This window comes from Kitasatospora sp. NPDC023385, from assembly GCF_055664045.1.
Window position 1 is genome coordinate 62,428 of record NZ_JBVOOL010000019.1, and the last position, 17,747, is coordinate 80,174.

Genomic DNA, 17,747 nt, shown 5'->3' on the forward strand with positions numbered 1-17,747 from the left:
CCGAGGAGGGCGCCGGCCAGGACCAGCCAGGGGCTGACGGTCACGCTTGGTCGCTGAGGAGCTGGTAGAGCGCGTCGCGGATCTGGTCGACGTCGCTGGTGTCGTCAACCGGCAGCGGCCCGTCCAGTTCGGCCATGCGTTCGGCGAGTTCAATGACCGTGTCGCTCATCGCGCAGGCCGCGGCGTTGGCCCAGGCGCCTCGGATGATCGGGGGGAGATCGGCCCACTTGGGCATCGGGTTGCCCTGGAAGTTCCGGTTGTTGGTGACGGCGCCGTATGCCTCGTAGGCGCGTTCGGGGGTGGTCTTGCGGTTCGGCATGGTGTGCTCCTCAGGGTGGGGGCCTGCCGCCGGGTGACGGCAGGCCGGGGCGGGTCAGGCGTCGGGGGTGAGGTTCTCGCCGCACTCGGCGCACTTCGAGTGGGCGCCGAGGAGGCCGCCCATGGCGTCGTGAAGGTGGATGAGGTGGACGTCGCCGCCGCAGCCGGCGTGCTCGACGTTGTCGGCGCGGTAGGTGTGCTCGGGCCCGCCGCCCCAGTCCTCGGTGTGGATGAGAGTCCACTGGATCTGGTCGACGTCGATCTTGCTCATGGCGGTCTCCTTGGTTGGGGCCGCCCGCGGGTTGCGGGCGGCGTCGGGCGTCAAGGGGGTGTCAGAGGCCGATCGCGGCGTACGCGGCCCGGTGGGCGGCTCGCGTAGGTGTGTCGTCGAGGTGGGCGCCGTTGAGGCAGTGCGGGTAGCCGCAACCGGGTCGGACGGTGCCGCGTGGGTCGTGGCCGTGGTGGCGTCGGTAGGCGATGGTGACGACGGGCCATTTGTGGCCGTTGTGTTTCAGGAGCGGCCAGCCGCCGTTGGTCGGGCCGGTCCAGCGGAGGTGTCCGCCGTCGACCTGTTCGATGAGTGCGTCGAACTTGGCTTCGACGGTGGGGTAGCGGGTCCAGCGGCTCGGGGTGTCGGTCACCGGTCGCCCCCGGCGGCGATGATCGCGTCGAGGATCTGCGTGCGGCTGCAGCCGATCATCTGGCCGTCGTTGGCGGTCGGCAGCGCGGCCACCCGGGCGTGGGCGTTGGCCAGGATCTCGATGGCGTGGTCGTCGAGCATGCGCTCCAAGCGGGCGCGGGCGTCGGCGTACTCGGGGCTGTAGAGGTCCTCGCCGTGGAGGAGTTCGGCGAGGAGGTCGTCTCGGGCGGTGGTGGTCATGGAGGTTCCTCTCTCAGGCGCAGATGACGCAGCGGTGGTCGGCGGACTCGTTGTCGTGGCAGCGGTCCACGCAGGACCGGCAGTAGTCGCTGTGGGCGTGGCGGGCGTGCCCGTCGTGCCGGGTGTCGTCGGGGTCGAACTGGCGGCCGCAGCGGGCGCAGGTGCCGCAGCAGATGCCCATGCAGGTGTCGGGGTCGTGGTCGGTGGGCTGGTCCATGGCGGGTCTCCGTGGTGGGTGTGTGTGGCGGGCTGGCGGGTGCCGGCCGCCCGGGGGGTGGGTCAGGCGGCGGGCAGAGTGGCCTGGGAGAGACGCAGGGCCGCGGCTTCGCAGTACCGTTCGTCGGCCTCGATGCCGATGGCGCGGCGGCCAGCTTGACGGGCGGCGTCGAGCGTGCTCCCGCTGCCGGCGAACAGGTCGAGGACCGTGCCGCCCGCAGGGCATCCGTAGCGGATCAGCGGATCGAGGACGCCTATGGGCTTCTCGGTCGGGTGAAGCGCCTTGCCGTGCATGTTGGCGGCGCGGACCACGGACCGGATGAGGCGGGTGCCGTCATCCACGTAGAGCGCGGAACCGATGCTGCCGGTGTGGGTCGGCTGCGCAGTCCGCAGGGCTGTCTTGGCTGGGCCGCGAATCCCTTCGGTGGGTGTGTCGTGGTGGATGTCGTGCCACGGGCCGCGGTACCAGTGCAGGGCGAACTCGTGGACTCGGCGGAACCGGTCGGTGGCAAAGCCGGTTCCGTTGGGCTTCTCCCAGATGACGTCTTGGCTGAGCTTCCAGCCGGCGGTGTCGAAGTCGGCTCGCTGGTCGAGGAACATGCGCATGCTGCCGAAGCACCACATCGACCGGGCGGCACCGGCGACGAGGGTGGGCCATCCATCGGGCCACCGGTCCCATTCGAGGGAGGTCTCGCCGTAGGGCGGGTCGGTGACGATGAGGTCGGCCTGCAGTCCGAGGGCGGGGAGGATGTCGCGGTTGTCGCCGTGGTAGATGGTGACTTGGTCGTCTTGGTAGTAGGGCTGGGGCACGGTGCTCCTCGGGGCACTGACGCCCGTTCGGGCGTCGGTTGGGCTGGTGGTCCGGTGCGGTGCTGTTCGGCCGTCAGGCGGGCGTCTGCGGGTCGCTGGGGGTGGGCTGGGGCTGGGGACTCATCGGGTGGTCTCCTCAGGCGGCGGGTCGGGTGGAGCGGTGTCCGCGAAGTTGGGCGTTGCTGGGGGAACGGCGCCGGGGCGGGGCACCGGCCTGGGCGCGATAGGTGTCGTCCTCGCCGCCCCACACGTCGTGCTCCTGGAGGTCCCGGCCGAGGTCGCGGCACGCAAGTCGCACCGGGCACCCGCCGCACACCAGCCGCGCCTCAAGGACGCGCCGACGCCGAGCCGGGCCCCGCTCGCCGTCGGACGGGCCGAACAGCTCCGGCCGGTCCTGGCACGGCACACGGCCGTCCACATCGAGCCCGCGCGTCACCTCGGCACCTCGACGGTGTTGGTCGCCATCGCGAGCAGGCGGGCGAACTGCTGGCCGGACATGGTGACGTAGCCGTCGGCGGCGGATGCCTTGCCGCGGCGCTTGTGCCAGACGACGCCAAGCCAGGCGCCGTCGTGGACGCGCTCGACCTCGGCCTCGGCGATCCACTCGGCGAGTTCGAGGCGGCGGGTGTTCTTCGCCTCAATGACGACGCCGCGAATGCCGGCGATGTCGCCGCGGTCCTGGGCGGAGCCGGCGAGGCGTCGCTCGGCGGCCGGCCACGCGGTGGAGCGGAGGAAGGTGACGATGGCCCGCTCCCAGGCGGACCCCTTGTCCTTGTTGGCGCTCAAAGCAATGTCTCCTGGATCGGTTTGGCCGGGCGGCCGGGGCAGTGGTGGGCGGCGACGACGGTGTGGGTGCAGCGGCCGGAGGTGATGTGCCACTGGTGGCGGTCGAGGAGCCTGGGCGGCAGGTGCGGGCGGATCGAGAGGCAGTAGGTCCAGCGGCCTGTCAGCCGGGCGGCGATCTCCTCGGCGGGACTGATCGGCTTCGGGTCGGCACGGACGTCGATGGCTCCGATGCGGCCGACGAGAGCCCGGATCACCTGCCGGCCGCAGGTGCGGCACCGCTGGACCGTGGCTCGATCGGTGGTCGAGTTGCGGTCGGCGAGCCACGCGGGGATCTGGCGGCCGGTCACGACAGTGCCGTTGCCAGTGCCATCAACGGCACTGATCGTTTCCGCAGGTCAGGCGGTCTTTTGGCTTGGTGGAGTGCCATCAGTGCCCTACTGCCGGGGTTAACCCTTCTGCGCGTGCGCGTATGCGCGTATGACTCGCAGTGTGGGAAATCAATGGCACTGATGGCACTTACGCGCTCTGAGCTGCCGAAATTGGCATTTTTCAACGGCACTTTTGGGGCACTGCCAACGGCACTGACGGCACTGGTAACGGCACTGACCATGGTCACTGCCCTCCCGAGCCGAGGGCGATTCCGATGTAGAAGTAGCGGCCGTTGGACGGCTTGCGGTGCACCCCTCGGGCCTTGAGTTCCCGGCCGAGCATGCGGGCGTCGAGGGGGGTCTCGCCCTCGGTCTGGCACCACGTCTCGTACAGGGCCCGCAGGGTGCCGGCCTCGACGCGACTGGCGGGATTGAGGGTGCAGCGTTCCTCGATGAAGCGGCCGATGTGGTCTTCCTCGGCCGCGTAGGCTGCGGTGGCGGCCTTGACGGAGGCAGGCTCGGCGAGGCCTTTGGCGAAGTACTGGACGGCCCCATCGATGATCCAGGCGAGGATGCCGGCTCCTTCCTCCTCGACGAGGAGGCGCGCCAGGTTGGTGATCTTCTTTTCTTCGGGGACGACCTGCGTGAACGGGACGAGTCGCAGTCGGCGCCAGAAGCTGTTGCCGCCGCCCTTCACTCGGGGCTGGTGGTTGGCCATCAGCCACAGGTGGTGGGTGGGCTGGAAGGTGAAGAAACCTCGGTGCATGTACCGGGCGGTGATGGGGTCGCCACCAGTCAGTTCCTTCATCTTTGCCTCGTCGAATCGGGCGTCCTGGTTGACCTCGGAGGCGACGACGAGCCGCAGGCCTTGGAGCCGGGCGAGTTCTTCGGAATGTTCCTGTCGGCCAACCATGAGGAAGCCGGCGGGCGCTGGCGCCGCGTAGTCGCCGAGGAGTTGCTGGAGAACGTCCATCAGCACTGACTTGCCGTTCTGTCCGGCGCCGAAGAGGAACGGCAGGACGTGGGTGCCGGTGTCGGCGGAGGCGGAGTAGCCGCAGAGGCGCTGGAGGAAGCCGGCGAGTTCGGTGTCGTGGTTGAACGAGTCGGCGAGGAAGGCGTTCCAGCGCGGTGTGGGCATGTTGCGGTTGGGGGTGACGGTGGTGGCGCGGCTGTGGAGTGCGGCCGGGTCGGCGGGGTGCAACTGGCCGGTGGCGAGGTCGACGATGCCGCCAGGGGTGTTGAGGTGGCGGGGGGCCGCGTCGAGGCGGGTGGCGGAGATGGCGATGCGCTGGTCGGATTGGGCGAGTCCGAGGAGGGCGAAGACGGCGCCCTTGGAGAGGGATTTGGTGCGGTGGCGGCGGGCCGCTTTCAGCAGGTCTTCGTCGGCTCGGAACTCGTCGGGGTCGAGGTTGCGGATCATCTGGCGGGCGAGTTCGACGGTGACGCCGAGGTCGTCCCAGGTCCACCGGTAGGTGTCCCAGCGCATCCACATGCCACGTTCGGGCACGTAGCGGAGGTTGGCGTGGTGGCGGTCGGCAAAGAGGACGGCGTTGCCGTCGTCGGTGAATGACTCGGGCCACGTGGCAGCAGGTTGGGGCTTCGGTTCGGTGATCTGCAGGGCGGCGGTGCCGTCGACAGGGGGCGTCGGTGTGGCGGCCGGGGCGGGAACGGCGGTGAGGTGGCGAACTGGTTCGGCACTGCGGCTGCCGAACCCGCGGCGCCGGAGTTCCCGGGCGGCGGCGGAGTGGTCGCCGCGGTGTTCGAGGAGGGCGTACGCGCCGAACTTGGTGTACGGGGTCTCGGGCTGGAACTCGCTGCTGGAGGTGAAGACGTAGAGGCGGTCGCGCGTCGGGTCGTGGCCGGTGGTGGCGGAGACGCCGAGGTGCTTGCCGGGGCGCCGCCAGTAGGAGGTGTGGCCGCGAGTGAAGGCGTGGGTCCAGCCGTGCGGGGTGAGGATGTCGGCCCACGCGGTGCGGGCCTCGAAGTCGTCGCCGGGCGAGACTCCGCTGTCGTCGTACTGACGGGCCGGACGCTGGGCGGGGACTGGCGCCGGTTCGGCGGCGGGTGTCTGGTCGAGCATGCGGGCGATGACGAAGAGAGCGTCGCGGTGGCCGGCGTCGATGGTGGCGATGGTGGCTGGTCCGCCGGCGAGCATGGCCCATGGCAGGCCGGTGGGGTGTGCGGTGCCGTGCGAGGGAGCGACGACGCTCTGGCCGCCTTCGCCGCGGGTCTCGATCTGGATGGTCTTGTCAGTGGTGCGGGCGAGCTTGGTGTTGCCGAGCACGGGTCCGTCGGCAACGCGGTAGATCAGGTGGTAGCCGCCGGACGGGGTGCGCTCGCAGTAGCCCGCCTTGATGTCGTCCCACACGCCACCGAGGCCGGATGCTTCGGCGATCTCGTCGAACTGCTGGTGCAGTCCCTCCTCCACGGCGCGGCCCTCGAACTCCAGCATCTCCAGGCCGCCGGACACGGCGCCCATGACGACGCCGATGCCCGGGTGCCCGTCGGCGAACCAGGCGCGGAGCTGGTCTTCGCTGGCGCGGACGGACTGCGACGCCTTCCAGTCGCCGAGGGGGCGCTTCGTGCCGTCGAGCGCCACGCGGACGACGCTGGCGCCGGCGGCGTGCCAGGCGAGCGCTGCTTGGAGCGTGTCCGGCGGTGGCGTGGTGCTCAATGCGGTCTCCTCGGTCGGCGGGGCTGGTGCTGTTGCTGGCGCCCGCCCCGGCGTTGCACGCGGGGCGCCGGCTGGATCCGGTCGGGCTGGTGGTGCCGCCCGACGCCGCGTGGTGGCCAGCGGCGGCGGGCGGGTCCGCGGGGTAGATCAGAACGGCGGCGTCTGCGGGGGCTCGGCGGCCTGCTGGCCCTGCAGTTGGGCGAGCAGAGCGGCCGTGGCAGGGTTGGCCTGCGCGGCGGCGATCTGCTCGGCAGTGAGGCCAGGGATGGGCGTGGGCACGGGCGGCGGGGTGGACGTCTGGGCGGCGATGCCGGCCCACTGCTCGGGGGTGAATCCGCCTGTGGCCGGGGCCGAGTACGGGTCCGGGGTGTGCAATTCAGCGGAGACGGCCGGGGAGTATTCGGCGCGGTATTGCTTCGGCGGGGAGAAGCCGCGCTGCTTGGCCTCACCGTCGTGCGTGTACGTGACGGACAGGTGGCCGCCGACCTCCAGGCCGCGGGCGCCGGATGCCTTCACCGCGTCCTGGACGGCCTGCTTCATCTGGCCCTTGACGAACAGGCGGCGTCGGCCGTCGTCGTCGGGGATGGCCGGGTCGCGGCGATCGGTCTGGACGGTGACGACGAGCTGCATCATCGGGTTGCCGTCGCTCCAGAACTTCGGCTCGCCGGTCTGGATGTCGCGCTGCTGCTGCACGGAGGGCGGCTCGGTGATGCGGCCGCCGACAGTGACGCCGCGGGCGCCGAACTTGGCGGTGGGCGAGCCACCACCTCCCATGAGGAAGTCGTCGGCGCTGGGGGTGCTCATGCGGTTGCTCTCCTTGCTGGTTGCGTTCCCGCCCTGTTCGGGGCGGCAGTTCTCGGGGCCGCACAGGCATCCGGTGACGAGGCAGCGGTGACGCCACTGGCTCGGCAGCAAGTGCCGGCTTCCCTTGAGGAAGGCCGGGTGGCCGCAGTTGCGGCACCTCGGCTGCTGGTGGTCAGTCACGGCAGCAGCCCCTCGTAGCCGGTGCGGCCGGACTGGATGCCGGGGCAGCCCTTCGACAGGTCCGTCGAGCCGGGCAGAAGCCAGTCGCAGAAACGGCACTTGGCGTCGTCGGCGATTGGCATGTGCTGCCAGGCGGCCGGGTTGGCCTCGACATCGAGGTCGAGGAGGCGCTGGCGGATCCGGTCGAGCCTGTCGAGGGCGTCGAGGGCGGCCTTCCGGTCGTAGGGCTCGGACCACACGTGGATGATCAGCTCGTGGTAGCGGGCCACGAAGACGATCGCGACGCGCTTCGGGGTCTCGCCGGCGTTCTCCTGACCGAGGCCGTAGAGGTGGGCCTGGACCCGGTACTGCGGGCCGGGGCCGTGGCGCTTGTACTTCTCCAGCGAGGACTTCCCGACGAGCTTCCAGTCGTAGTTGGTGCAGGTCGTGCGGTCGTACAGGTCGCTCGAGCCACGGATGCGGGCCGTCTCGATCGGACTGTCCCGGACAGTGACCTTCTCCTCGATCTTGTAGCGGCCGGCCGTGTTCCGGGCCGTGAACTGCTCTTCCATCCAGGAGTGGAAGCCGGTGCCGATGACCGGGGCGATCGGCTCGCGGTCGACAGCTACAGTCGGCCACGCGAGGATCTTGTAGCTGAGCTTGCGTTCGCACGGCTCGCCGATTTCGGACGGCCCGATCGCGGTCTGCAGCGACCGCGGCGAGTGGTTCGCGGCGTTGACGATGAACTGCCCGATCAGCTCGGCGATCTGGCGGCTCTGCTCGTCGTTGCCGGTGGCGATCACGCCGCCGCCTTCGCGCCGGCGTTGATGGCGGCCAACGTCTTCTCGTCGTAGCCGAGCGCCTTGTCGAGCTGGTCGAGGGCGCTGTCGCGGTCCTTGCGCAGCAGTTCGTTCTCGCGGCGCAGGCGGCCGTTGTCGGCGACGGCCTGGGCGTGTCCGTCGCGGATGCCACGACGGAACTCGTCGAGCGCCTGCTCGGCCTTCTGTGCGCGGCTGGCCTCGACGCGGAGCATCGACTCCAGGTGGACGATGTGCTCGCGGTCGCGGCAGCGCTCGACCTGCAGGAGACGGATCGCGGCGGCCTGGTCGGGCGCCTCGGGGCTGCGGCGGAACAGGGAGGTGATACGCATCAGGACTCCTCGGTGGCAGTGCGCTGGCGGGGAAAGCGGGCGAGGTGGCGACGCAAGGCCTGCTCGGCGGTGGGCGCCTTGAAGGTGTGCCAGCCGGGGCCGGGCATCCAGCCCTTGATGTGATCGCGGCGCGGCAGCCCGCACTCCGCGCAGCGGGTCTGGTCGGCGATCACTCGGCGCCCTTGGGGGTGGCGTGGTGCAGCGAGGCGACGATCAGCCGCGCGGCGTCCTGCGCGGTGGCGGCGGGGGTGACGCTCTGGCCGATGACGGCCTCGTACAGGCCGTCGTGCTCGGCGACGACGCCGGCGAGCCGGTTGTCGGCGGACCGGAAGATTGTCCAGTAGCTGCCGGCCGGGGTCTGCCCTTGCGACACCCACAGACGGGTGTCCTCGATGATGACCTCGGTGACGCCGAGGACGGCGGTGATGTCGGAGACGACGGTAGGCTGGCTCATGGCCCGCCTCCTTCCGTGCGTTGGTGTTGATCGGTGGGCCAGGGCCGCCCTGGTGTAGGAGCCGTGGGGCGGCCCGACCCGTTTGAGGGGTCAGGCGGCGGCGCGTCCGGGCGTCGCACTGGGGCACGACGGCTTTCGGACAGATCCGGCGAAGATCGCGCGGAGCCGGGCGATCTGCACCGCGTCCGGCGGCTGGTCGGCCTGGGCGTCTCGCTCGACGAGCGCGATGCCGGCGGGGCCGAGGATGCGTTCACGCTGTTCGCGGGTCATGCGGCGATGCCGACGAGGTCGTCGAGCGGGGTGGAGTAGGTCCGGGCCATGAGTGCGGCCGACGTGAGCGTCGGCTGTCGGCGGCCGGCCAGGATGCGGGACACGGCGCTCTGGGTGAGCCCGGTGCGGCGTGCGATGGCGTATCCGCTGGTGTCGCCCATGCGGGCGGCGGCCTCGACGAAGCGCTCAGTGTCGAACCGGTACGTGGTGCTGGACACGTGGTGTCACCTCCCGGTATGTCAGGGGTACTGCTTGCTTGCTGGCAAGTACATTACGCCCTTACGTGCTTGCTAGCAAGCACGTAAGGGCGTGAGTTTGCGCAGATCACCAATCGAACGTATGTCCAGCAGTGCAGATGGTTGGCGGGAACCTGACCGAAAACGGCTGACCAGCTAAATTGCCACCTGGCAAGCATGCGACGGCGTGCCAGCAAGCACGCTAACCTCCGTAGCATGGACGCCAACAACCCGCCGCCGCGCCGCCCCGGCGTGCGCGCCACCAGCGATCTGCATCGCTTCGCTGCCTATGTGCGAGCCGCGGCACTCCGTGCCGGTTACGACGTCGTCTCGCCCCGCGGTGGTGGCAAAACTGAACTCGCGCGTGACTCCGGAATCAGCCTGACGACCATCAGCCGGGTGCTGGCCGGCACCCGAGCGCTCGACCCTGCCAGCTACGAAGGCCTAGCCCGCGCACTGCGCGTGCCCCTCCGAGAGCTGATGGTTGAAGGTGGAATCGTTCCATCCGAATCTCTGCCCGGATGGCCGGATAACGCTGTACGATCACGACCCATCACCCCCGACGAAGCCGCCGACGAGCTCGGCATCACCGACCCGGTAAACCGGCAAATGTTCCTCGCCATGGTTGACCGGTTGAGGCGCGACAGGGCAGCGGAGCGCGATGGCGGCAACGGGGGTACAGCGGCTGAGGCGTAGGGGTGTGGTGGACGTGCAGGTCAGTCAGATGGCAGCGTCGGTCGGTGCGGCGACCGGGCTCGTTGCCATGGGGGCGGGTAGCGTAACTGGCCAGGCAGGGGCGGCTATATCCGGGTCAGCTCTTCTCATCGTGTCCTCCATGGCGATCTGCGTGCAGGTCGTTCTCCGCGCTCTACGTGACACCGCCGTAGAGCGCGCCGCGCTTGCCGAAGAGCGGGATCTCGCCATTGCTGCTCAGGCCGTTGTTGCGTCTGAGCGCGAACGCATGCGCTCCGAACTGACCCGCGGCCGACGGGCCGCGCAGGACATGCTGGAGCGTGAGCGTCGAGCCCTTTACCAGGCTCTTGAAGAGGAGCGGTTCTCCATCCAGAAGCGAGCCATCGCGGTGGCCCTCAAGATGGAGGCCTCCGGCATGCTTAACCAACCCCCCGTGCCGCAGGCTGGCACGGTGCTCCGCCTGCCTGTGCGCCAGCCGATGGATGACGCGGCGCTCGCAGCGTCCGACGACTAGGCAGCGGCTCCCTTCGGGCCGAGCGTCATCACGATCCGGCCCGGCCGCAGGGTGTTGTCTCCCCTGTGGGCTGCCCTGTTCAGCGTAATCGTCGCGGTCTCCCGCAGCACCGACCTCTGCTGCTCCAATGTCAGCGCCTCCCACCGCTGCTCCAATGTCATCGTCTCCTCCCGCGCCTCGGCGTCGTCACGGCCCATCAGGCGGACGAGCAGCGGCGAGGCAACGGTGAACGCCTCTGCGGCGGCCCGAGCCTCGGCCAGCCGGGGCAGCAGCCCCGCCTCGACCGCGATCAGGCCCGCGACGCTCAAGTCGCCGGCCTTGGCCGCTGCGCGGGCCGTGCCCAGCTCGGCCGCCAACTCCGCGACCAGCGCGATCGCGTCCTCAGCGTCGGCCTCACGCGCTGGGTCGAGGAATGCCGCCGCGGCCTCGGGCGACCCGAGCCAGTGCAGCAGTCGATGCTCGACGTAAGCCTGCATTACCTCGGCCTTGATGCCGACACAGAACTTGAGGCGGCAGCCGTACTTAAGCCCTTCCGGGCTGTCCACGGCCCGCAAAGGGCCGCTGCAGACGCCACAGCGGGCGATCCCAACGAGCAGGTGGACGACGCTGTTGTCGAGCCACCGCGACCGATCCGAGGCGGTCAGGATTGCGACGGCCTGCCGCCAAACGAGATTCGTGATGATCGGATCCCAGGTGGCCTTGCCCACGATCTCACCCTGGAACACCCTGAGGCCGGCGTAGGTGGGCCGCTGCAGGATCGCGAGGATGCCGCCGTCGCGCCACTGGACGCCGGTCGATGTGAGGATGCCGTCGGCGTTGAGGCGGCGGGCGATGCTGTAAGGGGAGGCGCCGGCAACAAACTCGGCGAAGATCCTCTGGACGATCGGCGCCCACTTGGGGTCCGGGACCTGCTCGACGAGGTCGCCGGTCTCGGGGTCGTAGCGGCGGGTGTACCCCACTGGGGTGCGACCATGCGGGGTGCCCGCCTCAGCGTTAAGTCGGGCCGTCCGCAGGTTCCGGTCGCGGATGACGTCGACCTCGTCCTCGCTGGCGACGGCATCCTGTGCGGTCCTCTTACGGTCCTGCCGCCGACGCATGTCGTACACGTCGCCGCCGTAGGCCCACAGCACGCCGGCCTCCATGCAGAGTCGGCGGATCCGGATGTACACCTCGAGATCACGCTGGAGCCGCGAGGACTCCCATGTGACGATCACGTCGGCCTCGCCCTGGTGGACGCGTTCGACCATGGCCTCGAAGTTCTCGCGGACCTTCCGCGCGTATCGCGAGGCCGAGCGGTTGGTGTCCACGAACTCGCCGACAACCTCCCACCCGCGGCCGTCGCACTCGCGACGGTTCTCGATCATCTGGCTCTTGACGCTCTTGCCGCCGCGAGAGTTGCGAGCGTAGAGAAACGCCTTCAGAGGGCGGGCCGAGACATCGTCGGGATGCATTTCCCCAGGTTAGCCCCATAGCGTGTGCTGGTACATGTCTCCACCTGCATGTGGTGGACGTTGCTGCTGTTGTGCCGGACGAACCTGGCGCGCCCGGCGTGGCCCTGGCCGGCGAGCCAGGCGGCCGTCACGGTCAGCAGGAGGACGTACGCCGTGGTGAGCGGCAGGCGGCCCGCGACTCTCAGCGCCGGGTGCCGGGAGGCGGTGGGGCCGGTCGGTGTCCTCGTCCCGAGGCGGTCGCTCATCGTGCCTGCTGCCCTTGCTCTGCGGTTCCCGGTACCGGCACGCCCGGTGCGTGGCCGACGAGGTCGTGACCGGGCGGGTCAGCGGCCGGGATGGTCAGGTCGCCAGCGTACGTCAGCGAAGGGGGATCGCCGGGGCCGCCGTCAAGGGGCAGGAGAGGCCCGGATCACCCGTACGGGTCGCCGCGGCGGCGGGTCGCGCCGGGGCCGGGCCAGGGTGAGGAGAAGGAGCGTCGAGGAGGCGTCGATGGCCGGCAGCACCGCCCCGGGCCCGGAGGCGCACCCGCGGCCCTGGTGGTCGCGCACCGCCCGTGCGGTGTGGGCCTACGTCCGGCGCGCCCCCGGCACCTACACCTGGCTGGCGATCCTGTTCGTGACCACCCAGGTGATCCGGCACGTCGACCAGGCGACCGCCGACCGCATCCTGGAACGGCGCTCGACCAACCTCCACCACCTGCAGGTCTCGCCGGTCCGCGTCCTCGTGACCAGCGCGCTGTGGATCGCCGGCGGCGGCTGGCCGACCTACTTCCTCCTCTACAACCTCCTCCACGTGCCCGCCGAGCGCTGGCTGGGCACCCTGCGCTGGATCTCGGTGGCGATGCTCGCGCACGTCGGCGCGACCTACCTCAGCGAGGGCGTGCTCGGCTGGGCGATCCACCGCGGGCTGGCCTCGCCGAGGGCCGTCTACACCCTGGACTACGGCGTCAGCTACGCGCTCGCCGGAGTCGCCGCCGTGCTCACCTACCTGATCGTGCGGCCCTGGCGGTACCTCTACGCGGCCGGGGTGCTGGTCGTCTACGGCCTGGGCGTCCAGCAGAGCCGGGACTACACGAGCATCGGCCACTTCAGTGCGGCGCTGATCGGGTTCGCCTGCTACCCGGTGACCCGGGACCGCCCGGGTTCCTTCGACCCGGTCGCCTTCGTGCGGACGGGCCGGCGCCGGGTGCGCGGGCGGTGACCGGCGGGGAACGGCCGGACCGGGCGGATGAGCGGGGCCGGCCGGGTCGGCTGGATCGGCGGGGTCGGCCGGGCCGTCGGCGGGATCGGCTGGATCAGTCCTGCCCCCGCGCCGTACAGCGCTTGCCGTAGCTGCTGGTCCGGGGCGCCGGAGACGCCGAACAGGGTGCGCCGTGAGTCGAGCGAGGGCCGTTCGGTGCCGGTCCGCGGAATTCGGTGAATGCCAACTGTTCGAAACCGTAAGGGCATTAACGAGTTCTTACCATCCTGGGCCTTCCCCCCGGGCGAAGCGGGCCACCAGGCTGTGCCCCTGTTCCGCCGAGTCCGCGCGACCGCGCCGACCGGCCGCAGGGGAGGACCGCAACCGTGCCCACCAGGCAACGACGACGGCTGCTGCTGAGCGCCGTCACGCTCACCGCTTTCGGATTGACCACCACCCAGGCGCTCGCCGCGCCGCCCGCACCCCCGGAGCCGCAGCCCTGGCAGGTGCGGCACCAGGCGGACATCGGGAACAAGCACGCCCAGAAGGTCCGGAACGCCGCCGGCGCGACGACCGCCGCCCCGAGCCTCAGCCCGCGGGCCGAGACGGAGGCCGGGGACGGCGGCGGCGAGGTGGAGAACGCCGCCGAGGGCACCGCGCAGTACACCGAGGCGCGCACCGCCCCCGGCGTGGTCGCGCCGGGCGCCTACAGCGCGGCCTGGGCGCAGCTGCAGTCCATGCCCCGGACCAGCGGCAGCTGGGGCCACGTCACGGACAAGCCGTACAACTCCGACGACCCGCGCTACCGCGACGTCAACTCCAACTCCAGCGGCGGCGCCGGCCTGGTGACGGGCCGGATCACCGGCGTCGCGGCCGACAACGACGGCTACGTCTACGCGGGCGGCGCCAACGGCGGGGTCTTCCGCTCGCGCACCGGCGGCGGGCACTGGGATCCGATCGCCGACAAACTGCCCACCCTGTCCACCGGCACCCTGAACCTCGACGAGGGCGGCCGGCTCTGGTACGCCACCGGCGAGTCCAACACCGGCGCCACCTCCTACGTCGGCACCGGCGTGTACGTGCTCGCCGACCCCAAGCACGGCGAGTTCCAGCCCCGGAACCGGGTCGGCGGAGCCGAACTGGAATCGACGATCATCCACGCGCTTCGCTTCGGCGGCGGCAAGGTGTGGGCAGCCACCAGCCGTGGCGTGTGGAGCCACTCCACGACGGACCTCTCGGGCCCGTGGGCGCTGGAGTTCGCGCCCAACCCGGAGTACCTCCCCGGGGGCTCGAAGGCAGCCGATCCGGCCGCGCCGTACAAGAACATCGCCAACGACATCGCGATCGACCCCAAGGACCCGTCCAAGGTCGTCCTCGCGGTCGGCTGGCGCGGCGGCGACACCTACAACGGCTTCTACAGCAAGGCCGCGGACGGCACCTGGCAGCGCGTCGGCTCGCTCGGCGACCTGCCGAGCGACGCCTCGGACGTCGGCAACGTGACCTTCGCCCGCTCGGCGGACGGTTCGCGCTACTACGCGATCGACCAGTCCCCGAAGGTCATGGCGACCGACCCGGACACCGGACTCAAGGGCATCTACGTCTCCAAGACCGGCTCGCCGTTCGGCCCGTGGACGCTGGTCGCCGACAAGGACAAGCTGAAGAACTCCGGCTCCGCCCTCCAGGACGCCGGCTACCAGCCCGGCATCCAGGCCTGGTACAACCAGTTCCTCCAGGTCGACCCGGCCGACCCGGACCACGTCTACGCGGGCCTCGAAGAGGTCTTCGAGACCACCGACGGCGGCGCCAAGTGGGCCACCGTCGGGCCGTACTGGAACAACGGCTTCCCGTGCTGGAGCATCGACCCGGCCAGGCAGACCGGCGACTGCTCGCAGACCACCCACTCCGACCAGCACGCCGTCGCCTTCGGCAGCTACCAGGGCAAGGCCACCGTCTACGTCGGCAACGACGGCGGCATCTACCGGCGCCCGGACAACGGTCAGTTGGACGCCTACGGCCACGCCAAGGACTGGACGCCGCTCAACGACGGCACCATCGACACCCTGCAGTACTACTCCGTGGGCATCGGCAAGGACCCGGCGGACCGCTCTGGCCGGGGCGTGATCGTCAGCGGCGGCCTGCAGGACAACGGCCAGTCCATCCTGCGCGCCCACGACAAGGTGATGGGCTCGAACTTCGGCGGCGACGGCGCCGACACCCTCATGGACCCGGCCAACGGCTGCAACCTCGCCGAGGAGTACGTCTACCTCGACATGTGGGTCACCCAGAACTGCGCCGTCAACAACGGCAGCTGGACGAAGGACCCGAGCAAGGCCACCTCGTACGAGGTCGCCCCGCCGGACAAGGACCTCGGTGGCGCCGGGGCCCGCTTCATCGCGCCGATCACCAGCGACCCCAAGGACGGCAACACCTGGATCGCCGGCGGCCGGCACGTCTGGGTCCAGCACAAGGGCTACGCGATCCGCAGCGGCAGCGAGTGGACCTCCGCCTACGACCTCGGTGCCGGCCACGTCGCCACGGCGGTGGCGACGGTCGACGGCACCGTGTACGCGGGCTGGTGCGGCCCCTGCAACAACGTCGGCTTCAGCCGAGGCATCGCGGTCGGCAAGACCGACGGGACCGGCTGGCACCAGCTCGACCTGCCCGTCGACGGCACCCTGCCGAACCGCTACATCTCCTCCTTCGCGGTGGACGGGAACGACGCCCAGCACGTCGTCGTCTCCTTCAACGGCTTCTCGCGCACGTGGACCGAAGGCCCCGGGGCAGGTGTCGGGCACGTCTTCGAGACCCGCGACGGCGGCGCCACCTGGACCGACATCTCGGCCGACCTGCCCGACGTCCCCGCCACCTCCGTGAAGATCCTGCCGAACGGCGGCCTGGCCCTCGGCACCGACCTCGCCGCCTTCTACCGCGCGCCCGGGGACACCGACTGGCGCCTCCTCGGCCGCAACCTGCCCACCACCGCGGTGCAGCAGCTGAAGATCGGCCCGGACGGCAAGCTCTACGCCGCCACCTTCGGGCGCGGCATCTGGTCCTTCGACCTGCGTCGCCTCGGGCACGGCCGCCACGACGAGACGGACGGCTGAGACCGGACGGAGGATTGATCGGCTGACGACCGGCTGGTGCCGGTCGACGTCCGGTCGACCCGCCGGTGCCCGGGCCGCTCACCGCGAGCGGGCCGGGCACCGGCGTCGACGGTCGATCGGCTTGCTAGGTGGTGGGCCGCTCGGCCACGCAGAGGATGTTGCCCTCGCTGTCCTTGAACCAGGCCGCCCGCAGGCCGTCACTGCCCTCGGCGATGCCGTTGTCGGTCTTCAGGCCCGGGAAGTCGTACTCCTCGAACGTGACGCCGCGGGCTCGCAGCGCCGACATCTCGCCGTCGAGGTCGGCCACCTTGAAGCTGGCCAGGGTATGCGCGGCCTGGCCCCCGCTCGGTGTCTCGTACATCCCGAACAGGGTGCCGCCGCTCTCGAACGTGAGGTCCTCGGGCGTCTCCTCGACGAGCTTCAGGCCCAGGGTGTCGGTGTAGAAAGCCCTGGCCCGCGCCAGATCGGCGGCGGGAATCATGGCCAGCACCGGTGCGTCTCCCAGCATGGTGATTCGCCTCCTTCTGCTTCCAGGCTAGGTACCTCGCGGCGGATGTGCCCACGGGTGGGCGCAGAGGCTCCATGGCGTGTGCGGCAGGTGGCTGGGCGTTATGCGGCCGCGAGCCTCCAGAGCGAGGTGACCTCGCCGGCGCGGGCGGCGCGGAGCGGGTCGGACCGGCCGGAGGCAGCGGCGCTCGGGCAACGAGGTCCTGCAGGGTGGTTCGTACGCTTTCACGCGCAGTAGTCGGTTCGCAACCGGTTTATCTCCTGCCCTGCGGTCACCCGAGCATCCGCACGGCCCGGGCCGGGGGCGGTGGCCTGGGCCTTCGGCAGGCCCGGCCGGCGCGCGGCGTGTGGTGATGTTGACCCTTACCCCACGTCAGGCCGCACGGTGGGGCGAAGCGAACGCACGAACGCGCGGATGCAGGAACGCACGGATGCACGGGAGGTACTCATGAGCTGGTCGGTGGGACAGGTCTCCGGATTCGCCGGGGTCACGATCCGGACCCTGCACTACTACGACCGGTCCGGGCTGCTGTCGCCCAGTGAACGCAGCCCGGCCGGCTACCGGCTCTACAACGGCGCGGACCTCGCCAGGCTCCAGCAGATCCTCTTCTGCCGGGAACTCGGCACCTTCCGTGCGCTGGTGGCCGGCAGCGGCCTCGGCTTGCGCCCGCTTCCCGTGGACCCGCGCGGGGCACCCGCCGGTTCGGCGGGCGGCCGTTCCGAACTCCTCAAACGGGCCGCCGCGTTCATCGAGGGACTGGGCGACGGGCTCGCCGACGGGGCCGGGATCGCCGGGGAGGGGGACGACGTGCTGAGCGTCGGCGAGGTGCCGCACGCGCACCTCTTCCCCGCATGGCGGCCGTCGTCCACCATGCCGGCGCCGGAACGTCGGCCGCGAATCTGCGTGCGGGTGTCCCGGGCGTGGCGGTCCCCGTGATGGCGGACCAGCCGTTCTGGGCCGACCGGCTCGCCCGCACCGGCGCGGCGACCACACCGGTCGGGTTCGCGGACCTGACGGCGGACCGGCTGGCGGAGGCCATCCGTCGGGCGGTCGAGGACCGGTCCCTGCGGGCGCACGCGGAGGCGGCGGTCCGCGCGATGGCGGACGAGGACGGCGCGGCGCGGGTCGCGGAGGCGGTGGCGGCTGCGGGAGGGAGTCGGTAGGGAGGGCGGC

General features: G+C 70.8%; 24 protein-coding genes and 1 pseudogene. 6 read left to right on the forward strand and 19 right to left on the reverse strand.

Translation table 11 applies throughout. The features are described 5' to 3' along the window. Window positions 1–40: 40 nt before the first annotated feature. The 17 genes from AC0B61_RS26470 to AC0B61_RS26550 form a co-directional block, all read right to left on the reverse strand. Complete coding sequence (locus AC0B61_RS26470) at window positions 41–319, reverse strand: hypothetical protein (protein ID WP_471743277.1); 279 nt, start codon at window positions 317–319, stop codon at window positions 41–43. 54 nt (window positions 320–373) lie between these two features. Next, window positions 374–589, reverse strand: coding sequence for a hypothetical protein (locus tag AC0B61_RS26475; RefSeq protein WP_471743279.1), 216 nt, complete (start codon window positions 587–589; stop codon window positions 374–376). Window positions 590–650: 61 nt separating this feature from the next. Beyond that, window positions 651–959 carry a hypothetical protein gene (locus AC0B61_RS26480; RefSeq protein ID WP_471743281.1) on the reverse strand — a complete coding sequence of 103 codons (309 nt, stop codon included), beginning with the start codon at window positions 957–959 and terminating at the stop codon, window positions 651–653. Further along, the gene (locus AC0B61_RS26485; RefSeq protein WP_471743282.1) at window positions 956–1,198 is read right to left on the reverse strand and encodes a hypothetical protein; all 243 of its coding nucleotides are present in this window, start codon (window positions 1,196–1,198) and stop codon (window positions 956–958) included. Before AC0B61_RS26485 ends, AC0B61_RS26480 begins: the two co-directional genes overlap by 4 nt. Before the next feature lie 13 nt (window positions 1,199–1,211). Continuing rightward, the gene (locus AC0B61_RS26490) at window positions 1,212–1,415 is read right to left on the reverse strand and encodes a hypothetical protein (RefSeq protein ID WP_471743284.1); all 204 of its coding nucleotides are present in this window, start codon (window positions 1,413–1,415) and stop codon (window positions 1,212–1,214) included. A gap of 62 nt (window positions 1,416–1,477) precedes the next feature. Beyond that, entirely contained in the window at window positions 1,478–2,224 is a 747-nt protein-coding gene (locus AC0B61_RS26495) for a DNA-methyltransferase (protein ID WP_471743286.1), read from the reverse strand. A 136-nt stretch (window positions 2,225–2,360) separates the two neighbouring features. After that, window positions 2,361–2,660 carry a WhiB family transcriptional regulator gene (locus tag AC0B61_RS26500; RefSeq protein WP_471743288.1) on the reverse strand — a complete coding sequence of 100 codons (300 nt, stop codon included), beginning with the start codon at window positions 2,658–2,660 and terminating at the stop codon, window positions 2,361–2,363. After that, the gene (locus tag AC0B61_RS26505; protein ID WP_471743290.1) at window positions 2,657–3,010 is read right to left on the reverse strand and encodes a PDDEXK family nuclease; all 354 of its coding nucleotides are present in this window, start codon (window positions 3,008–3,010) and stop codon (window positions 2,657–2,659) included. The genes AC0B61_RS26500 and AC0B61_RS26505 overlap by 4 nt, the downstream gene beginning before the upstream one ends. Next, window positions 3,007–3,357 (reverse strand): hypothetical protein, encoded by a 351-nt coding sequence (locus AC0B61_RS26510; RefSeq protein ID WP_471743292.1) that lies wholly within the window; start codon window positions 3,355–3,357, stop codon window positions 3,007–3,009. Before AC0B61_RS26510 ends, AC0B61_RS26505 begins: the two co-directional genes overlap by 4 nt. 265 nt (window positions 3,358–3,622) lie before the next feature. After that, window positions 3,623–6,052: a phage/plasmid primase, P4 family gene (locus tag AC0B61_RS26515; protein ID WP_471743293.1), complete on the reverse strand. Its 2,430-nt coding sequence runs from the start codon at window positions 6,050–6,052 to the stop codon at window positions 3,623–3,625. A gap of 147 nt (window positions 6,053–6,199) precedes the next feature. Further along, window positions 6,200–6,856, reverse strand: coding sequence for a hypothetical protein (locus tag AC0B61_RS26520; protein WP_471743294.1), 657 nt, complete (start codon window positions 6,854–6,856; stop codon window positions 6,200–6,202). A gap of 176 nt (window positions 6,857–7,032) precedes the next feature. Further along, on the reverse strand, window positions 7,033–7,818 hold the full coding sequence (locus AC0B61_RS26525; protein WP_471743296.1) for a PD-(D/E)XK nuclease family protein: 786 nt from the start codon (window positions 7,816–7,818) through the stop codon (window positions 7,033–7,035). After that, window positions 7,815–8,165, reverse strand: a complete 351-nt coding sequence (locus AC0B61_RS26530; protein WP_471743298.1) for a hypothetical protein — start codon at window positions 8,163–8,165, stop codon at window positions 7,815–7,817. The genes AC0B61_RS26525 and AC0B61_RS26530 overlap by 4 nt, the downstream gene beginning before the upstream one ends. Beyond that, window positions 8,165–8,338 carry a hypothetical protein gene (locus AC0B61_RS26535; protein ID WP_471743300.1) on the reverse strand — a complete coding sequence of 58 codons (174 nt, stop codon included), beginning with the start codon at window positions 8,336–8,338 and terminating at the stop codon, window positions 8,165–8,167. The genes AC0B61_RS26530 and AC0B61_RS26535 overlap by 1 nt, the downstream gene beginning before the upstream one ends. Continuing rightward, on the reverse strand, window positions 8,335–8,619 hold the full coding sequence (locus AC0B61_RS26540) for a hypothetical protein (protein ID WP_471743302.1): 285 nt from the start codon (window positions 8,617–8,619) through the stop codon (window positions 8,335–8,337). The genes AC0B61_RS26535 and AC0B61_RS26540 overlap by 4 nt, the downstream gene beginning before the upstream one ends. A gap of 90 nt (window positions 8,620–8,709) precedes the next feature. Then, window positions 8,710–8,889, reverse strand: a complete 180-nt coding sequence (locus tag AC0B61_RS26545; protein ID WP_471743304.1) for a hypothetical protein — start codon at window positions 8,887–8,889, stop codon at window positions 8,710–8,712. Continuing rightward, window positions 8,886–9,107: a helix-turn-helix domain-containing protein gene (locus tag AC0B61_RS26550; RefSeq protein WP_471743306.1), complete on the reverse strand. Its 222-nt coding sequence runs from the start codon at window positions 9,105–9,107 to the stop codon at window positions 8,886–8,888. The genes AC0B61_RS26545 and AC0B61_RS26550 overlap by 4 nt, the downstream gene beginning before the upstream one ends. 234 nt (window positions 9,108–9,341) lie before the next feature. Between AC0B61_RS26550 and AC0B61_RS26555 the strand changes: the two genes are divergently transcribed. Together AC0B61_RS26555 and AC0B61_RS26560 are read left to right on the forward strand one after the other, a co-directional pair. Continuing rightward, on the forward strand, window positions 9,342–9,821 hold the full coding sequence (locus tag AC0B61_RS26555) for a helix-turn-helix domain-containing protein (RefSeq protein WP_471743308.1): 480 nt from the start codon (window positions 9,342–9,344) through the stop codon (window positions 9,819–9,821). A gap of 139 nt (window positions 9,822–9,960) precedes the next feature. Then, window positions 9,961–10,332: a hypothetical protein gene (locus AC0B61_RS26560; RefSeq protein ID WP_471743309.1), complete on the forward strand. Its 372-nt coding sequence runs from the start codon at window positions 9,961–9,963 to the stop codon at window positions 10,330–10,332. On the opposite strand, the gene AC0B61_RS26565 is transcribed toward AC0B61_RS26560, so the two are convergent. Then, entirely contained in the window at window positions 10,329–11,783 is a 1,455-nt protein-coding gene (locus AC0B61_RS26565) for a recombinase family protein (protein WP_471743311.1), read from the reverse strand. The two genes, AC0B61_RS26560 and AC0B61_RS26565, sit on opposite strands and share 4 nt — an antisense overlap. A 489-nt stretch (window positions 11,784–12,272) precedes the next feature. Between AC0B61_RS26565 and AC0B61_RS26570 the strand changes: the two genes are divergently transcribed. Beyond that, a complete protein-coding gene (locus tag AC0B61_RS26570; protein ID WP_471743313.1) occupies window positions 12,273–12,983 on the forward strand; it encodes a rhomboid-like protein in 711 nt (236 codons plus the stop codon). Between the two features lie 365 nt (window positions 12,984–13,348). Further along, entirely contained in the window at window positions 13,349–16,066 is a 2,718-nt protein-coding gene (locus tag AC0B61_RS26575; protein WP_471743315.1) for a ligand-binding sensor domain-containing protein, read from the forward strand. Window positions 16,067–16,190: 124 nt separating this feature from the next. On the opposite strand, the gene AC0B61_RS26580 is transcribed toward AC0B61_RS26575, so the two are convergent. Then, entirely contained in the window at window positions 16,191–16,574 is a 384-nt protein-coding gene (locus AC0B61_RS26580) for a VOC family protein (RefSeq protein WP_471743316.1), read from the reverse strand. A gap of 447 nt (window positions 16,575–17,021) precedes the next feature. Between AC0B61_RS26580 and AC0B61_RS26585 the strand changes: the two are divergent. Together AC0B61_RS26585 and AC0B61_RS26590 are read left to right on the forward strand one after the other, a co-directional pair. Next, a pseudogene (locus AC0B61_RS26585) lies at window positions 17,022–17,198 on the forward strand (MerR family transcriptional regulator); the annotation flags it as partial. Window positions 17,199–17,425: 227 nt separating this feature from the next. Next, on the forward strand, window positions 17,426–17,737 hold the full coding sequence (locus AC0B61_RS26590; RefSeq protein ID WP_471743317.1) for a glycosyltransferase: 312 nt from the start codon (window positions 17,426–17,428) through the stop codon (window positions 17,735–17,737). Window positions 17,738–17,747: the final 10 nt, after the last annotated feature.